The organism is Prescottella sp. R16 (genome assembly GCF_030656875.1).
Taxonomy (GTDB): domain Bacteria; phylum Actinomycetota; class Actinomycetes; order Mycobacteriales; family Mycobacteriaceae; genus Prescottella.
Genome location: NZ_CP130943.1, coordinates 2,457,077 through 2,472,688 on the forward strand (window position 1 = coordinate 2,457,077; position 15,612 = coordinate 2,472,688).

At 65.7% G+C, this 15,612-nt stretch carries 9 protein-coding genes and 3 rRNA genes; all 12 read right to left on the minus strand.

What is annotated here, in order from left to right; translation table 11 throughout:
- Nucleotide 1 precedes the first annotated feature (1 nt).
- The 12 genes from pyrG to Q5696_RS11600 all read right to left on the minus strand — a co-directional run bounded on the left by pyrG (nucleotide 2) and on the right by Q5696_RS11600 (nucleotide 15,355).
- Nucleotides 2-1,741, minus strand: coding sequence for a CTP synthase (gene pyrG, locus Q5696_RS11545; protein ID WP_305091504.1), 1,740 nt, complete (start codon nucleotides 1,739-1,741; stop codon nucleotides 2-4).
- Nucleotides 1,742-1,830: 89 nt separating this feature from the next.
- Nucleotides 1,831-2,775, minus strand: a complete 945-nt coding sequence (locus Q5696_RS11550; RefSeq protein WP_305091505.1) for a copper transporter — start codon at nucleotides 2,773-2,775, stop codon at nucleotides 1,831-1,833.
- Nucleotides 2,772-3,956, minus strand: coding sequence for a putative cytokinetic ring protein SteA (steA, locus tag Q5696_RS11555; RefSeq protein WP_305091506.1), 1,185 nt, complete (start codon nucleotides 3,954-3,956; stop codon nucleotides 2,772-2,774). Before steA ends, Q5696_RS11550 begins: the two co-directional genes overlap by 4 nt.
- 97 nt (nucleotides 3,957-4,053) lie before the next feature.
- Nucleotides 4,054-5,829: a DNA repair protein RecN gene (gene recN, locus Q5696_RS11560; RefSeq protein ID WP_305091507.1), complete on the minus strand. Its 1,776-nt coding sequence runs from the start codon at nucleotides 5,827-5,829 to the stop codon at nucleotides 4,054-4,056.
- 1 nt (nucleotide 5,830) lies between these two features.
- Nucleotides 5,831-6,772: an NAD kinase gene (locus Q5696_RS11565; RefSeq protein ID WP_305091508.1), complete on the minus strand. Its 942-nt coding sequence runs from the start codon at nucleotides 6,770-6,772 to the stop codon at nucleotides 5,831-5,833.
- Nucleotides 6,769-7,617, minus strand: a complete 849-nt coding sequence (locus Q5696_RS11570; RefSeq protein ID WP_305091509.1) for a TlyA family RNA methyltransferase — start codon at nucleotides 7,615-7,617, stop codon at nucleotides 6,769-6,771. The genes Q5696_RS11565 and Q5696_RS11570 overlap by 4 nt, the downstream gene beginning before the upstream one ends.
- Before the next feature lies 1 nt (nucleotide 7,618).
- Nucleotides 7,619-7,837 carry a hypothetical protein gene (locus Q5696_RS11575; protein ID WP_305091510.1) on the minus strand — a complete coding sequence of 73 codons (219 nt, stop codon included), beginning with the start codon at nucleotides 7,835-7,837 and terminating at the stop codon, nucleotides 7,619-7,621.
- Nucleotides 7,838-7,875: 38 nt separating this feature from the next.
- Nucleotides 7,876-8,895: an HAD-IIA family hydrolase gene (locus Q5696_RS11580; RefSeq protein ID WP_305091511.1), complete on the minus strand. Its 1,020-nt coding sequence runs from the start codon at nucleotides 8,893-8,895 to the stop codon at nucleotides 7,876-7,878.
- Nucleotides 8,892-10,064 carry a hypothetical protein gene (locus tag Q5696_RS11585; RefSeq protein ID WP_305091512.1) on the minus strand — a complete coding sequence of 391 codons (1,173 nt, stop codon included), beginning with the start codon at nucleotides 10,062-10,064 and terminating at the stop codon, nucleotides 8,892-8,894. The genes Q5696_RS11580 and Q5696_RS11585 overlap by 4 nt, the downstream gene beginning before the upstream one ends.
- A gap of 68 nt (nucleotides 10,065-10,132) precedes the next feature.
- Nucleotides 10,133-10,249, minus strand: a 5S ribosomal RNA gene (gene rrf / locus Q5696_RS11590).
- Between the two features lie 121 nt (nucleotides 10,250-10,370).
- A 23S ribosomal RNA gene (locus tag Q5696_RS11595) occupies nucleotides 10,371-13,500 on the minus strand.
- A gap of 339 nt (nucleotides 13,501-13,839) precedes the next feature.
- A 16S ribosomal RNA gene (locus Q5696_RS11600) occupies nucleotides 13,840-15,355 on the minus strand.
- The 16S, 23S and 5S rRNA genes sit together here, the layout of an rRNA operon.
- Nucleotides 15,356-15,612 lie beyond the last annotated feature (257 nt).

Here is a 15,612-nt window from a genome sequence, read left to right on the forward strand (position 1 = left end):
GTCAGCCGACGCTGTCCGCGGTGGCCGCCTCGGACGCCGCCGTGGGCTCGGCAGCGCTGTCGGCGACCGGTGCCGCGGCACCGGCCTTGTAGTCCAGGGCCGCACCGATGAACGCTGCGAACAGCGGGTGCGGGCGCGTCGGACGGCTCTTCAGCTCCGGATGCGCCTGCGTCGCCACGAAGAACGGATGCTTGTCGGCAGGCAGTTCGACGAACTCGACGAGGTGCCCGTCGGGCGACGTGCCCGAGAAGACGAGACCGCTCTTGGCGATCCGGTCCCGGTAGGCGTTGTTGACCTCGTAGCGGTGACGGTGACGCTCGGAGACGTTCTCGCTGCCGTAGGCCTTCGCGACCAGCGAGCCCTCCGCCAGCACCGCCGGGTACGCACCGAGGCGCATCGTGCCACCGAGATCGGCCTCGCCGGCGACGATCTGTTCCTGATCGGCCATCGTCGAGATCACCGGATGCTTGGTGTCCGGATCGAACTCCTCCGAGTTCGCGTCCTTCAGACCGACCGAGCGGGCCGCCTCGATGACCACGGCCTGCAGGCCCAGGCACAGGCCGAGCATCGGAATCTTGTGGATGCGGGCGTAGCGGATCGCACCGAGCTTGCCCTCGATGCCCCGGATACCGAACCCGCCGGGGATCATGATCGCGTCGGCGTCGCCGATCGCGGCCCGGGCCCCCTCCTCGGTCTCGCACTCGTCGGACGGTACCCACGCGATCTCGACCTTCGCGTAGTGCGCGAAACCACCCGCGCGCAGCGCCTCGGTCACCGACAGGTACGCGTCCGGCAGGTCGACGTACTTGCCGACGAGAGCCACCTTGACGGTCTCCCGCGGATTGTGGACCCGGTCGAGCAGGTCGCCCCACACGGTCCAGTCGACGTCCCGGAACGGCAGACCCAGCTGACGCACCACGTACGCGTCGAGGCCCTCGCTGTGCAGCACCTTCGGGATGTCGTAGATCGACCGGGCGTCCGGCGTGGAGATGCAGGCGTCGACGTCGACGTCGCACATGAGCGCGATCTTGCGCTTGAGCGCATCGGGGACGTCCCGGTCGCAGCGCAGGATCAGCGCGTCCGGCTGGATACCGATGTTGCGCAGCGCCGCCACCGAATGCTGCGTCGGCTTGGTCTTGAGCTCGCCGGACGGGCCCAGGTACGGCACCAGCGACACGTGCAGGAAGAAGACGTTCTCCCGGCCCACGTCGTGGCGGACCTGGCGGGCCGCCTCGAGGAACGGCTGCGACTCGATGTCGCCGACGGTGCCGCCGATCTCGGTGATCACGACGTCCGGGACCTGCCCCTGCACGTCCGGGCCGGCCATTGCGAGGATGCGGGACTTGATCTCGTCGGTGATGTGCGGGATCACCTGAACGGTGTCGCCCAGGTACTCGCCGCGACGTTCCTTCGCGATGACCGCCGAGTACACCTGGCCGGTCGTCACGTTCGCGAAGCCGTTGAGGTCGCGGTCGAGGAAACGCTCGTAGTGTCCGACGTCGAGGTCGGTCTCGGCGCCGTCCTCCGTGACGAACACCTCACCGTGCTGGAACGGGTTCATCGTGCCCGGGTCCACGTTGAGGTACGGGTCGAGCTTCTGCATGGTCACGCGGAGGCCGCGCGCGGTGAGCAACTCACCGAGGCTCGAGGCGGTCAGCCCCTTACCCAGGGAGGACGCGACACCCCCGCTCACGAAAATGTGCTTGGTGGCGCTACGCGAATGGATGCGTGACTGTGGCAAAGGGGCTCCCGTGACGACTGTGCAGGACTTGATTCGAGTGAAGCATGCTGGGGCCTGCCGACCCACGGGATTTCACGGTAACACCTGCGTCACGGCTGCGCCGCACCGACGGTCACCGCGGCCGCTCCCGGGCCGGTCCCGTACCGGCCGGTGCCGCCCGCCAGCTGCTCCTGCAACGCCAGGACGGTGGTGATCCGACCCGAGACCCGGTCGACGTCGTCGACGGTGGAGAGCACGGCGGCCAGGGCCGCGTCCGCCCGCACGACCGCGATCGGGCCGTTGCCCTCGGCCGCCGTCGTCGGTCCCGCCAGCACCGTGCCGGCGCCGCGCCCGTCGAGGGCGCCCGCGAACCGGGCGATCACCGCACCGCGGTTACCGCTGGTGTTGTCGGGGTCACCGCTGCCGGTGAGGACCACCGCGAGCTGCCCGGGCTGCACGTCGCCGTCGAACTCGACGAAGCCGCCGCCACGCAGCGTGTCCAGCGCCAGCACCCGCTCCTGCGGGGTGGTCTGCGGCTGCGCGGTCTGCGGGTTCAGCAGCAGCACCGATCCGAGCAGGTCCCCGGCCAGGCTGCCCTGGTCCACCGCACCGGTCCGCAGCTGGGTGCCGGCCGGCACCACGTTGGTCACCAGGGTGCGCAACTGGTCGCCGTTCACGGCGTCGACGAACGACTCGGTCAGCGACACCCGTCCCGACACCGATCCCCCGGCCTGCCCGATGGTCCGCTGCAGGGCGTCGAGAGCCCCGGGATCGGTGTCGGGGGTGGTGAACACCACCACCGGGCGCTGCGCGAGCGTGTCGCGCACGATCCGGTCCCCGACGGTGGCGTCGAAGCCGTCCGCGGCGATCAGCTGCTCGGTGAGCCGGTTGTTCGTGTCGTTCAGGTCCTCGATCTCGGACTGCAACTGCGCCTTGTCGTCGCGCAACCCGGAGAGCATCCCGTTCGACAGCAGCCCGGAGCCGAGAACCACGCCGATCGCGAGGGCCAGGAAGATCGCCGCGATGGAGATGGCGTGTTGACGCAGAGAAATCACGTGAAGAGCCCCTGTACCCACAGTGCGAAGCTGTTCCAGGTGTCGATCGCCCAGTCCAGGGCGTCGCCGCCGATGTTGGACACGACGAGTGCCACGATCACCGCGGTCAGTGCGGCGAGCACCAGCAGGGCGATCGCGGCACCGGAGACACGGCTGCGGTACAGCGTCGCCACGGCCTTGGCGTCGACGAGTTTCGGCCCCACCTTCAACCGGGTCATGAACGCCGCCGGGTTCGTGTCGCGGCGGCCGCGGTCGAAGAATTCGTCGAGGGAGACGGCCGCGCCGACGGTCACGATGAGCGACGCCCCGTGATGGTCGACGAGCAGCAGCGCCAGATCCGACGGGGACGCCGACGCCGGGAACGTCATGGCCCCGATCCCGAGGTCCTGGATGCGGGCCAGTCCGCGGGCATGTCCGTCCGGGTCGGCCGGCAGCACCACCTCGGCGCCGCACTTGAGGGTCTCGGACGTGATCAGGTCCGGATCGCCGACGATCAGGTCCGGCCGGTAGCCCGCCTTGGTCAGGGTGTCGGCACCGGCACCCACACCGACCAGGATCGGCGAGTACTCCTTGATGAACGGTTTGAGCGCCTTGAGGTCGGCTTCGTGATCGGGGCCGTCCGCGACGACCACGACGTGCCGGTCGTCGAAGTCGACGTCGACGTTCGGTACCCCGACGCCGTCGATCAGCAGGGGGCTCTCCGAGCGGATGAACTCGATCGTGTTGCCGGAGAACGCCTCGAGGTGGTCGACGAGACCGGTCTTCGCCTCGATCATCCGGTCGGAGATCTCGGCCTCGGTCTGCTCGGTGCCCTGGGCCAGCTGCCGCTCCCCCGCGTACACCCTCCCCTCGTGCAACCGGATCTTGGAGCCGTCCTTGATCGCCTTGAAGATGTCGGGGCCGGCGGCGTCGATCAGGACGATGTCGTTCGCGACGAGCACCTCGGGGCCGAGATTCGGGTACCGGCCGGTGATGGACGGCGACGCGTTGACGACCGCGAGGACCCCGGCGGTGACGAGCGCGTCCGCGGTGACGCGGTCCAGGTCGATCTCGTCGAGGACGACGATGTCGCCGTCGCCGACCCTGCGCAGCAGTTTTCCGGTGTCCCGGTCGACGCGCGCGATGCCACTGATACCGGGAAGGGTGTCGGTCTTACGGGAGAGCAGCCCTGGCATCTTCATGGCGTCGATGATCCCGCGTGGCGCGGCGATGGTCCGGGAGGCGCGCCGTATCGGTTATCACACATCACACACCTACGGAAAGGTCTGTTTCGCCGGGTCATGCGTGTGCCGCGCTGCGTTCCTGCCCCGCGATGGCCAGCAGTTCCTCCGCGTGCGCGCGCCCGGTCTCGGTGTCGTCCAGTCCGGCGAGCATGCGGGCGAGTTCGACGACCCGATCCTCCTCGGACAGGGTCCGCACCCCACTGTCGACGCCGCTGCGGACGTCGTCGGTCTTGTCGACCACCAGATGGGTGTCGGCGAAGGCCGCCACCTGCGGCAGATGGGTGACGACGATGACCTGGTGGGTGCGGGCCAGGCGGGCCAGGCGGCGCCCGATCTCGACGGCGGCACGTCCACCGACACCCGCGTCGACCTCGTCGAACACCATCGTCGCGCCGCGGTCCGAGCCGGCGAGCACCACTTCGAGTGCGAGCATGACCCGGGACAGTTCACCGCCCGACGCGCTCTTGCCGATCGGCAGCGACGGTGCACCGCTGTGCGCGGCGAGCCGGAACTCCACCTCGTCGACGCCGGACGCGCCCGCATGCACGTCGCGGCCGTCCACGGTCAGCGGCGCACTGTCGTTCGGTCCCACCTCGCGGGGCCGGACCAACACCTCGAGCGCGGCCCGTCCCATCGCGAGGCCGGACAATTCGTCGCCGACCGCCTTCGCGAGCTTCTTCGCCGCCTTGGCCCGGGCGGCGGACAGTTTGGCCGCGGCCGCCGCGGTCGCGGCGGCCGCCGCCGCCACCTGCTCCGACAGCGCCGACAGCGCCTCCGACGACGTGTCGATCCGGGCGAGACGGTCGCGGGCGGTCTCGGCCCACGCGAGGACACCGTCGATGTCGGCGGCGTACTTGCGGGTGAGTGTCTTGAGTTCGGCCTGACGGGTCAGGAGCGTGTCGAGCGCACCGGGGTCGCTCGGCAGCCCGGACAGATATCCGGAGAGTTCCCCGGCGACGTCGACGACCACGGCGATCGCCTCCCCGAGGCGCGGGCCGAGCCCCGCCAGTGCGGGGTCGTCGGACGTCTCGATCCGGGCGCGGGCGTCGCCGAGCCGATCCAGCGCACCCGACACGTCACCGGATTCGTCGTCGACACCGGACAGCGCGGCCTGCGCCCCCTGCGCGGCGCTGCGCAGCGAGTCGAGGTCGCCCAGCCGGCGCACCTCGTCGACGATCGCGACGTCCTCCCCGGGGGTCGGGGCGATCCGGTCGATCTCCTCGAGTGCGAACGTCAGCTGGTCCGCTTCCTGCGCGAGTTCCCGTGTCCGGCTGGTGCGTTCGAGGAGTTCGTTGCGCGCGGCCGTCCACTCGCTGCGATGGGCGCGGTACCGCGCGAGCAGTGGCGCGACCGTCTTGTCGGCGAACCGGTCCAGGGCCGCGCGCTGCTGGTCGGGACGCAGCAGGCGCAACTGGTCGTTCTGGCCGTGGACGGTGAGCAGTGGGGCGGCGAATTCCGACAGCACTCCCGCGGGCACGCTGCGGCCGCCGAGGTGGGCGCGGGAGCGGCCGTCGCCGCCGACGGTGCGGACCGCGATGATGCTGCCGTCCTCGTCGCGTTCGGCTCCGCACGACTCGAGCAGTCGGGTCACCTCGTCGTCGATCCGCGGCGCGGACTCGTCGACGACGAATCGGCCCTCGACGACCGCACGGGTGGCTCCGACCCGGACCCGGCCGGCGTCGGCGCGGGCACCGCTGAGCAGGTGCAAGCTGGTGACGACCATCGTCTTGCCGGCCCCGGTTTCGCCCGTGAGCACGGTGAGACCGGAATGGAACTGCGCACAGGCCGCCGAAATGGCCCCGAGGTTGTCTATCCGAATCTCAGCCAGCACCCTACCGTTTCCTCCCTCGCCATCCCGTCACCGGAAGATCGAACTTCGTCACCATACGGTCCGCGAACGGTGCCGAGTCGAGACGCACCCAACGGATCGGGTCCGTGCCGCGAACCACTTCGACGCGTCCACCGGCCGGCAGTTCGAGTGTGCGACGGCCGTCGCAGAACACCAGCCCGTCGTGACTGTCGGAGACGGTTTCGACGGCCACGATCGATTCGGGGCTGGTGACGAGCGGTCGCGCGAACAGCGCGTGCGCGTTGCTCGGGATCACCAGCAGTGCTTCGAGTTCCGGCCACACGATCGGCCCACCCGCGGAGAACGCGTACGCGGTCGAGCCGGTGGGGGTCGCGATCAGTACACCGTCGCATCCGAAGGCGGACACCGGACGCCCGTCGACCTCGAGTACCACTTCGAGCACGCCGAGCCGGGACCGGTTCTCGATGCTGGCCTCGTTGAGCGCCCAGCCGCGCTGCACGATGCGGTCCTCGACGCGGATCACGACGTCGAGGGTCATGCGCTGCTCGATACGGTATTCGCGGCAGACCACCTGCTCCATCGCCGTCTCGAGATGCTCGGCCTCGGTCTCGGCGAGGAACCCTATGCGACCCAGGTTGATACCGAGGACCGGGACGTCGGCGGAGCGGGCGAGTTCGGCGCCGCGCAGGAAGCTGCCGTCACCACCGAGGACGATCACCATCTCGCAGTCCGCGGCCGCACCGGGCCCCTCCGGGACGACGGTGATCACGGGTCGTCCGGGGCCGTCGATGATCGCCTTGACCCGGTCGACGTCGACCTCGTTCTCGAGCAGTCGCAGGGCGATTCCGGCGCGGGCGCAGATCTCGGCGACACGGCGCGCCGTCTCGGTGATCTCGGCACGACCGGAGTGCGCGACGAGCAGCACCTGGCGTCCGGTGTCCCGGAACGCCGACGGGCCGGTCACTGCGGGCCGTCCTCGATCGCGCGGCGGATCAGGTCGTCGACCGAGAGACCCGATCCGTCGGAGCCGTCCGGGTCGGCAGTGTTCGGATCTACGACGTGTTTGCGCAGCCACAGGAAGTATTCGACGTTCCCCGACGGTCCCGGCAACGGGCTCGCCACGACACCCCGGGTCTGCAGGCCGAGTTCGGCGGCCGCGTCGGCGACCTCGCGGACCGCGGCGGCCCGCAGCTCCGGATCCCGTACGACGCCACCGGATCCGACGCGGTCCTTGCCGACCTCGAACTGCGGCTTGACCATCGGCACCAGGTCGGCGCCGTCGTTCACACATGCCACCAGCGCCGGGAGCACCAGCTTCAGGGAGATGAACGACAGGTCCGCGACCACCAGATCGACCGGCCCGCCGATCTTCTCGGCGTCGATCGAACGCACGTTGGTCCGGTCCACGACGTGGACACGGTCGTCGGACTGCAGACGCCACACCAGCTGGCCGTAGCCGACGTCGACGGCCACCACTTCGCGGGCGCCGTTGTGCAGCAGGACATCGGTGAAGCCGCCCGTGGAGGCGCCGGCGTCGAGGCAGCGCCGACCCGCCACGGTGAGCCCGCCCGGGGTGAACGCGTCGAGGGCGCCGATCAGTTTGTGGGCGCCGCGCGACGCCCACGAAACCTCCTCGTCGACGTCGGTGACGAGGAGCGGCGTACCGATTTCGACGGCCGTCGCCGGTTTGGTCGCGACCGCGCCCGCGATCAGGACACGGCCGGCGCCGATCAGTTCCTGCGCGTGCTCACGGGAGCGGGCGAGCCCCCGCCGCACGAGTTCCGCATCGACTCTTGCTCGACGTGCCACCTCACACCTTGTCCACTGCTGCCAGGGACTCGACGAGAACCTCGTGAGCCCGTTCGAGAATCTGTGCCTGCCGCGCCAGTTCGTCCGATCCGATCGGCTCCGACGACACGTCGGTGAGCCGTTCCAGGAGGGCACCGACACGCTCGTGGACGTCGCCCGGCGTGATCCCGCCGCCCGGTTCCGGACGGCGCGGGCCTGGACGTGGTGCTGGCGTGGTCATCGGTGTCAACCTAGTGCATCGACCCGACGGCGGTACCGTCAGATGTCGCCCGACAGCACCGCTGTCGCGGTCCGCGCGGTGTCGTCGGCGGCGCGGACCCGGACGAACTCGGGATGACGCCAGGCGGCGGCGAGCACCGACAGGAACGCACCGGCCCGGTCCGTCGAGACTGCACCGTCGGCATGTACGACGAGGTCCCCGGACTCGAACTCGACCCGCCAACCGGCCCGCGGAGCGATTCGCGCCCCGGCGGACGGAGCATTGAGAGCGTCGAGGGAGTGCGCCACGTAGGTGGGGCGGTGCGACGCGTCGGCCCGCAACAGGTCGGCAGGAGTGCTGACACCGGTCAGTACCAGCAGCGAGTCCACCCCGACGGCATTCGCGCCGGCGATATCGGTGTCGAGGCGGTCACCGACGACGAGGGGCCGGTCGGCCCGGGACCGCCGCAGCGCATCCTCCATGAGCGGCGCCGCGGGTTTGCCGGCGACCAGCGGGGCCTGCCCGGTCGCGGTGCGCAGCGCCGCGACCATCGAGCCGTTGCCGAGGACGAGGCCGCGTTCCGTCGGCAGAGTCGTGTCGACGTTCGACGCCACCCACACCGCCCCGGAGCGGATCGCGAGCGTGGCCTCCGCGAGGATCCGCCACCCGGTATCCGGGTTGTGCCCCTGCACGACGGCCACCGGCGCGTCCTCGAAACGCCGGACCGGTGTCAGTCCGGCCTGCTCGATCTCACCGGCGAGGGCCTCGGTTCCGACCACCAGCACCGCAGCGCCCGGCTCGAGCCGCTCCGCGAGGAGCCGTGCCGCGGACTGGGAGCTCGTGACGACGTCGTCGTCCGCGGCAGCGAATCCGAGGTCCCGCAGATGCTGCGCCACCTCGGACGGTGTACGACTCGCATTGTTGGTGACGTAGAACTGGCGTCCCGTGCCCGCTTCGAGTGCTTCCCGAGCGCCGGGGATGGCGTGCGGGCCCTGATAGACGGTGCCGTCGAGATCGAGCAGCAGGACGTCGTACTCGTCCCGCAACGCGGTGGCCCCGGCACTACCGGTGGACGTCATTCGACGTCCCCGGTCAGCTCGGCCACACGCTCCTCCGCGTCCGTGTCACCGTCGAGGTCGGCGGCCGCCGACTTGAGGAACCATTCGAGACCGTCGCCGACACGGCCGGCGGCGACGAGAGCATCGGCGTACGCGTAGAACAGGCGGGCCGCCGTGGAACCGGTCCGCTTCGGGTCCAGGTCGGGCGTCTGCAGCGTGACGACGGCCTGATCGAACTGCCCCATGTCCATGCGGGCACCGGCGACGACCATCCGCAGCTCGGTGGCGTCGTCCCCGGTCAGAGCCCGAGCTTCGTCGCTACGGCCGAGTTCGATAGCGCGTTCCGGACGTCCGAGTCCGCGTTCACAGTCGGCCATGACGGCGAGGAAACCGGGGCCTCCGGACATGCGTCGCGCGGCCCGCAGTTCGGAGAGCGCTTCGGCCCATTCGCCGGCGTGGTAGGCGGTGATGCCCGCAGTCTCCCGGACGACGGCGATCCGTCCGGCACGCTGCCGCGCCGCCCGCGCATGCGCCAGTGCGAGGGTGGGGTCGTCCTCGATGAGCCGGCTCGCCATCACGAGGTGGCGGGCGACGGTGTTGGCGTTGTTCTTGTCGAGGCTCAGCAGATCCCGACGCACCGCACCGTCGAGATCGCCGGGTTCGACGTCCTCGGGGATCTCCGGCTCGTCGGGGCGCGCGTCACGACGCTGCGGCCCCTGGTGTTCGCGATTGTCGCGTCCACGGGCCGGGCCGAAACCGCCTTCGCCGCCGCGGCGACGCGGGCCGTCTCCGGTTCGCCGGCGGTCGTCACCGCCACGTCCCTGGAACTGACGCCGGTCGCCGCCACGGTGCTCACCGCGATCGTCGCTCCGTCGATCATCTCGGCGCTCGTAGCCACCGCGTTCGCCACGACGGTCGTCATCGCTCCGTCGGTCGTCCCGGCGCTCGTAACCGCCGCGTTCGCTGTCGCCACGACGGTCGCTGCGGCGATCGTCACTGCGGCGGTCGTCGCGGTCGCGCCACTGTCCTGTGCTGCGGTTCTGTCCGCCGGCACGGTTCTGTCCCGCGGATCCCTCACGTCGGTCGTCGCGAGGACCGCGCCGTTCGGCGGGCCGACCGTTCCGAGGTCCTTCGGATCGGTGGCTGCCGTCTCCGCGGAAGCCCCGACGATCACCACTGCTGTCCGACACAGCCCATTCCTTTCAGTACAAAACACGAAAGGGGACCCAATATATCGGGTCCCCTTTCGGTAACGGATGTTCGGCGGTGTCCTACTCTCCCACACCCTGTCGAGTGCAGTACCATCGGCGCTGGAGGGCTTAGCTTCCGGGTTCGGAATGGGACCGGGCGTTTCCCCTCCGCTATGACCGCCGTAACTCTATGAAACTGTCACACCCCCTCCGACCCCGCCCGGACCACACCCTCGGGGTGTGGTGGGGATCGGATGGGTATCTGTGTGTTGTTTCAGATACCGCACAGTGGACGCGTAGCTTCTTTGTGGTAAGTCCTCGGCCTATTAGTACCAGTCACCTCCATCCGTTACCGGACTTCCAGTTCTGGCCTATCAACCCGGTGGTCTGCCGGGGGCCTTACCCCCTCGAGGGGGTGAGAAACCTCATCTTGGAACAGGCTTCCCGCTTAGATGCTTTCAGCGGTTATCCCTTCCGAACGTAGCTAACCAGCAGTGCTCCTGGCGGAACAACTGGCACACCAGAGGTTCGTCCGTCCCGGTCCTCTCGTACTAGGGACAGCCTTCCTCAAGTTTCTAACGCGCGCGGCGGATAGAGACCGAACTGTCTCACGACGTTCTAAACCCAGCTCGCGTGCCGCTTTAATGGGCGAACAGCCCAACCCTTGGGACCTACTCCAGCCCCAGGATGCGACGAGCCGACATCGAGGTGCCAAACCATCCCGTCGATATGGACTCTTGGGGAAGATCAGCCTGTTATCCCCGGGGTACCTTTTATCCGTTGAGCGACACCGCTTCCACTTGCCGGTGCCGGATCACTAGTCCCGACTTTCGTCCCTGCTCGACCTGTCAGTCTCACAGTCAAGCTCCCTTGTGCACTTGCACTCGACACCTGATTGCCAACCAGGCTGAGGGAACCTTTGGGCGCCTCCGTTACATTTTGGGAGGCAACCGCCCCAGTTAAACTACCCACCAGGCACTGTCCCTGAACCAGATCATGGTCCGAGGTTAGATGTCCAATACGATCAGAGTGGTATTTCAACAACGACTCCACACACACTGGCGTGCATGCTTCACAGTCTCCCACCTATCCTACACAAACCGAACCGAACACCAATACCAAGCTATAGTGAAGGTCCCGGGGTCTTTTCGTCCTGCCGCGCGTAACGAGCATCTTTACTCGTAATGCAATTTCGCCGAGTCTGTGGTTGAGACAGCAGAGAAGTCGTTACGCCATTCGTGCAGGTCGGAACTTACCCGACAAGGAATTTCGCTACCTTAGGATGGTTATAGTTACCACCGCCGTTTACTGGGGCTTAAATTCTCAGCTTCGCCACCGAAATGGCTAACCGGTCCTCTTAACCTTCCAGCACCGGGCAGGCGTCAGTCCGTATACATCGTCTTACGACTTCGCACGGACCTGTGTTTTTAGTAAACAGTCGCTTCTCTCTGGTCTCTGCGGCCCCACCCAGCTCACGGAGTAAATCCGGTCACCAGACAAGGCCCCCCTTCTCCCGAAGTTACGGGGGCATTTTGCCGAGTTCCTTAACCACAGTTATCTCGATCGCCTTAGTATTCTCTACCTGACCACCTGTGTCGGTTTGGGGTACGGGCCGTGTGAAAGCTCGCTAGAGGCTTTTCTCGGCAGCATAGGATCACTGAATTCGCCTCAATCGGCTACGCATCACGTCTCAGGCGTATGAGTGGCGGATTTGCCTACCACTCGCCCTACACGCTTACACCAGTATTACCACTGACTGGCTCAGCTACCTTCCTGCGTCACCCCATCGCTTGGCTACTACCAGATCGGTTCACGCGCATCCGGCAGGAAAACTCCCGAAGGAGGAAACCCGCTTTCAGGGCGCTTAGCATCACTGATTCACCAGGGGCGCGTCCACACGGGTACGGGAATATCAACCCGTTGTCCATCGACTACGCCTGTCGGCCTCGCCTTAGGTCCCGACTCACCCTGGGCGGATTAACCTGGCCCAGGAACCCTTGGTCATTCGGCGGACGAGTTTCTCACTCGTCTTTCGCTACTCATGCCTGCATTCTCACTCGTGCAGCCTCCACACCTGGATCACTCCGGCGCTTCCCTGGCTGCACGACGCTCCCCTACCCATCCACACCACTGCACACAGCTCCGTAGAACCGCATGGGTGTTGTGTGAATGCCGCGGCTTCGGCGGTGTACTTGAGCCCCGCTACATTGTCGGCGCAGGATCACTTGACCAGTGAGCTATTACGCACTCTTTCAAGGGTGGCTGCTTCTAAGCCAACCTCCTGGTTGTCTTCGCGACCCCACATCCTTTTCCACTTAGTACACGCTTAGGGGCCTTAGCCGGCGATCTGGGCTGTTTCCCTCTCGACTACGAAGCTTATCCCCCGCAGTCTCACTGCCGCGCTCTCACACTCTGGCATTCGGAGTTTGGCTGACGTCAGTAACCTTGTGGGGCCCATCGGCCATCCAGTAGCTCTACCTCCAGAGTGAAACACGCGACGCTGCACCTAAATGCATTTCGGGGAGAACCAGCTATCACGGAGTTTGATTGGCCTTTCACCCCTACCCACAACTCATCCCCTCAGTTTTCAACCTAAGTGGGTTCGGGCCTCCACGACGTCTTACCGTCGCTTCACCCTGGCCATGGGTAGATCACTCCGCTTCGGGTCTAGAACATGCCACTCGACCGCCCTATTCGGACTCGCTTTCGCTACGGCTCCCCCACACGGGTTAACCTCGCGACATGCCGCTAACTCGCAGGCTCATTCTTCAAAAGGCACGCCATCACCCACCCACCGAAGTGGCGCAGGCTCTGACGGATTGTAAGCGCACGGTTTCAGGTACTATTTCACTCCCCTCCCGGGGTACTTTTCACCTTTCCCTCACGGTACTAGTCCGCTATCGGTCACCAGGTAGTATTCAGGCTTATCGGGTGGTCCCGACAGATTCACAGCAGATTTCACGGGCCCGCTGCTACTCGGGAGTCCATCACGACAGTCACCACGTTTTCGTCTACGGGACTCTCACCCTCTACGACAGGCCGTTCCAGACCACTTCGACTAACACGATGATTTCTTACTGTCGGCCGATCCGGCAGAATCGACAAGATGAATCCCACAACCCCACGAATGCAACGCCTGCCGGCTATCACACACCCATGGTTTAGCCTCATCCGCTTTCGCTCGCCACTACTCACGGAATCACATGTTGTTTTCTCTTCCTGTGGGTACTGAGATGTTTCACTTCCCCACGTTCCCTCCACACGCCCTATATATTCAGGCGCGGGTAACCACACATCACTGTGGCTGGGTTTCCCCATTCGGACACCCTCGGATCACAGCTCGGTTGACAGCTCCCCGAGGCTTATCGCAGCCTCCTACGTCCTTCATCGGCTCCTGGTGCCAAGGCATCCACCGTACGCTCTTCATTACTTACAACAAAGATGCTCGCGTCCACTGTGCAGTTCTCAAACAACACACCACCGAGAAGACCACCCTGCAGACACCGGACCACCAAGAACTCACGTCCCTGCTGCGGTATGACCTGCGATCCCTCAATGATCGTTTCTTCCTTCGAGACAACCACTTGCGTGTTCTCTCAGGACCCAACAGTGCGCCGATATATCGTCCACCAGCCGGCCATGTGACCCGCTGAACTGTGAACGAGATTGTCAGTGTTCCACCCATGAGCACCACCGGATTACATGTGAATCCGAAATGGCTCTGCCCTCACCCCGACCCCGACTGTTCGAGGCGGTGTGGGGAGATGCTCCTTAGAAAGGAGGTGATCCAGCCGCACCTTCCGGTACGGCTACCTTGTTACGACTTCGTCCCAATCGCCGATCCCACCTTCGACGGCTCCCTCCCAAGGGTTAGGCCACCGGCTTCGGGTGTTACCGACTTTCATGACGTGACGGGCGGTGTGTACAAGGCCCGGGAACGTATTCACCGCAGCGTTGCTGATCTGCGATTACTAGCGACTCCGACTTCACGGGGTCGAGTTGCAGACCCCGATCCGAACTGAGACCGGCTTTAAGGGATTCGCTCCACCTCACGGTATCGCAGCCCTCTGTACCGGCCATTGTAGCATGTGTGAAGCCCTGGACATAAGGGGCATGATGACTTGACGTCGTCCCCACCTTCCTCCGAGTTGACCCCGGCAGTCTCCTGCGAGTCCCCACCATTACGTGCTGGCAACACAGGACAAGGGTTGCGCTCGTTGCGGGACTTAACCCAACATCTCACGACACGAGCTGACGACAGCCATGCACCACCTGTACACCGACCACAAGGGGGGCCGTATCTCTACGGCTTTCCGGTGTATGTCAAACCCAGGTAAGGTTCTTCGCGTTGCATCGAATTAATCCACATGCTCCGCCGCTTGTGCGGGCCCCCGTCAATTCCTTTGAGTTTTAGCCTTGCGGCCGTACTCCCCAGGCGGGGCGCTTAATGCGTTAGCTACGGCACGGATCCCGTGGAAGGAAACCCACACCTAGCGCCCACCGTTTACGGCGTGGACTACCAGGGTATCTAATCCTGTTCGCTACCCACGCTTTCGCTCCTCAGCGTCAGTTACTGCCCAGAGACCCGCCTTCGCCACCGGTGTTCCTCCTGATATCTGCGCATTTCACCGCTACACCAGGAATTCCAGTCTCCCCTGCAGTACTCAAGTCTGCCCGTATCGCCCGCAAGCTTGGGGTTGAGCCCCAAGTTTTCACGGACGACGCGACAAACCGCCTACGAGCTCTTTACGCCCAGTAATTCCGGACAACGCTCGCACCCTACGTATTACCGCGGCTGCTGGCACGTAGTTGGCCGGTGCTTCTTCTGCAGGTACCGTCACTCTCGCTTCGTCCCTGCTGAAAGAGGTTTACAACCCGAAGGCCGTCATCCCTCACGCGGCGTCGCTGCATCAGGCTTTCGCCCATTGTGCAATATTCCCCACTGCTGCCTCCCGTAGGAGTCTGGGCCGTGTCTCAGTCCCAGTGTGGCCGGTCGCCCTCTCAGGCCGGCTACCCGTCGTCGCCTTGGTAGGCCATTACCCCACCAACAAGCTGATAGGCCGCGGGCCCATCCTGCACCAGTAAACCTTTCCAACCCCCACCATGCGGCAGGAGCTCCTATCCGGTATTAGACCCAGTTTCCCAAGCTTATCCCAGAGTGCAGGGCAGATCACCCACGTGTTACTCACCCGTTCGCCGCTCGTGTACCCCGAAGGGCCTTACCGCTCGACTTGCATGTGTTAAGCACGCCGCCAGCGTTCGTCCTGAGCCAGGATCAAACTCTCCGTTGAAGACTCACGATTGGAGGCCGAAACCTCAATCAGTCATAGACATCGAGTCAAATCACTAGCAAATAAACTCAAACTAGCTGTTTCGGTCGACCCTCCCAGACGGAAGAATGGAAGAATCGACACATACCCACCCCATCCGAAAAAGACGGGGCAGAGTACCAAAATTGGCACTGACATTCATCGACACACTGTTGAGTTCTCAAAGAACACGCACACACCATCACCAGAAACACTCGGCTTCTCGTTCCGGGGCAACC

What these genes read in the sequence shown, in the direction of transcription:
- Q5696_RS11575 (WP_305091510.1), bottom strand. Translation starts at nt 7,837, where the DNA reads ATGACCACGCCAGCACCACGTCCAGGCCCGCGCCGTCCGGAACCGGGC.
- Q5696_RS11580 (WP_305091511.1), bottom strand. Translation starts at nt 8,895, where the DNA reads ATGACGTCCACCGGTAGTGCCGGGGCCACCGCGTTGCGGGACGAGTAC.
- steA (WP_305091506.1), bottom strand. Translation starts at nt 3,956, where the DNA reads ATGAAGATGCCAGGGCTGCTCTCCCGTAAGACCGACACCCTTCCCGGT.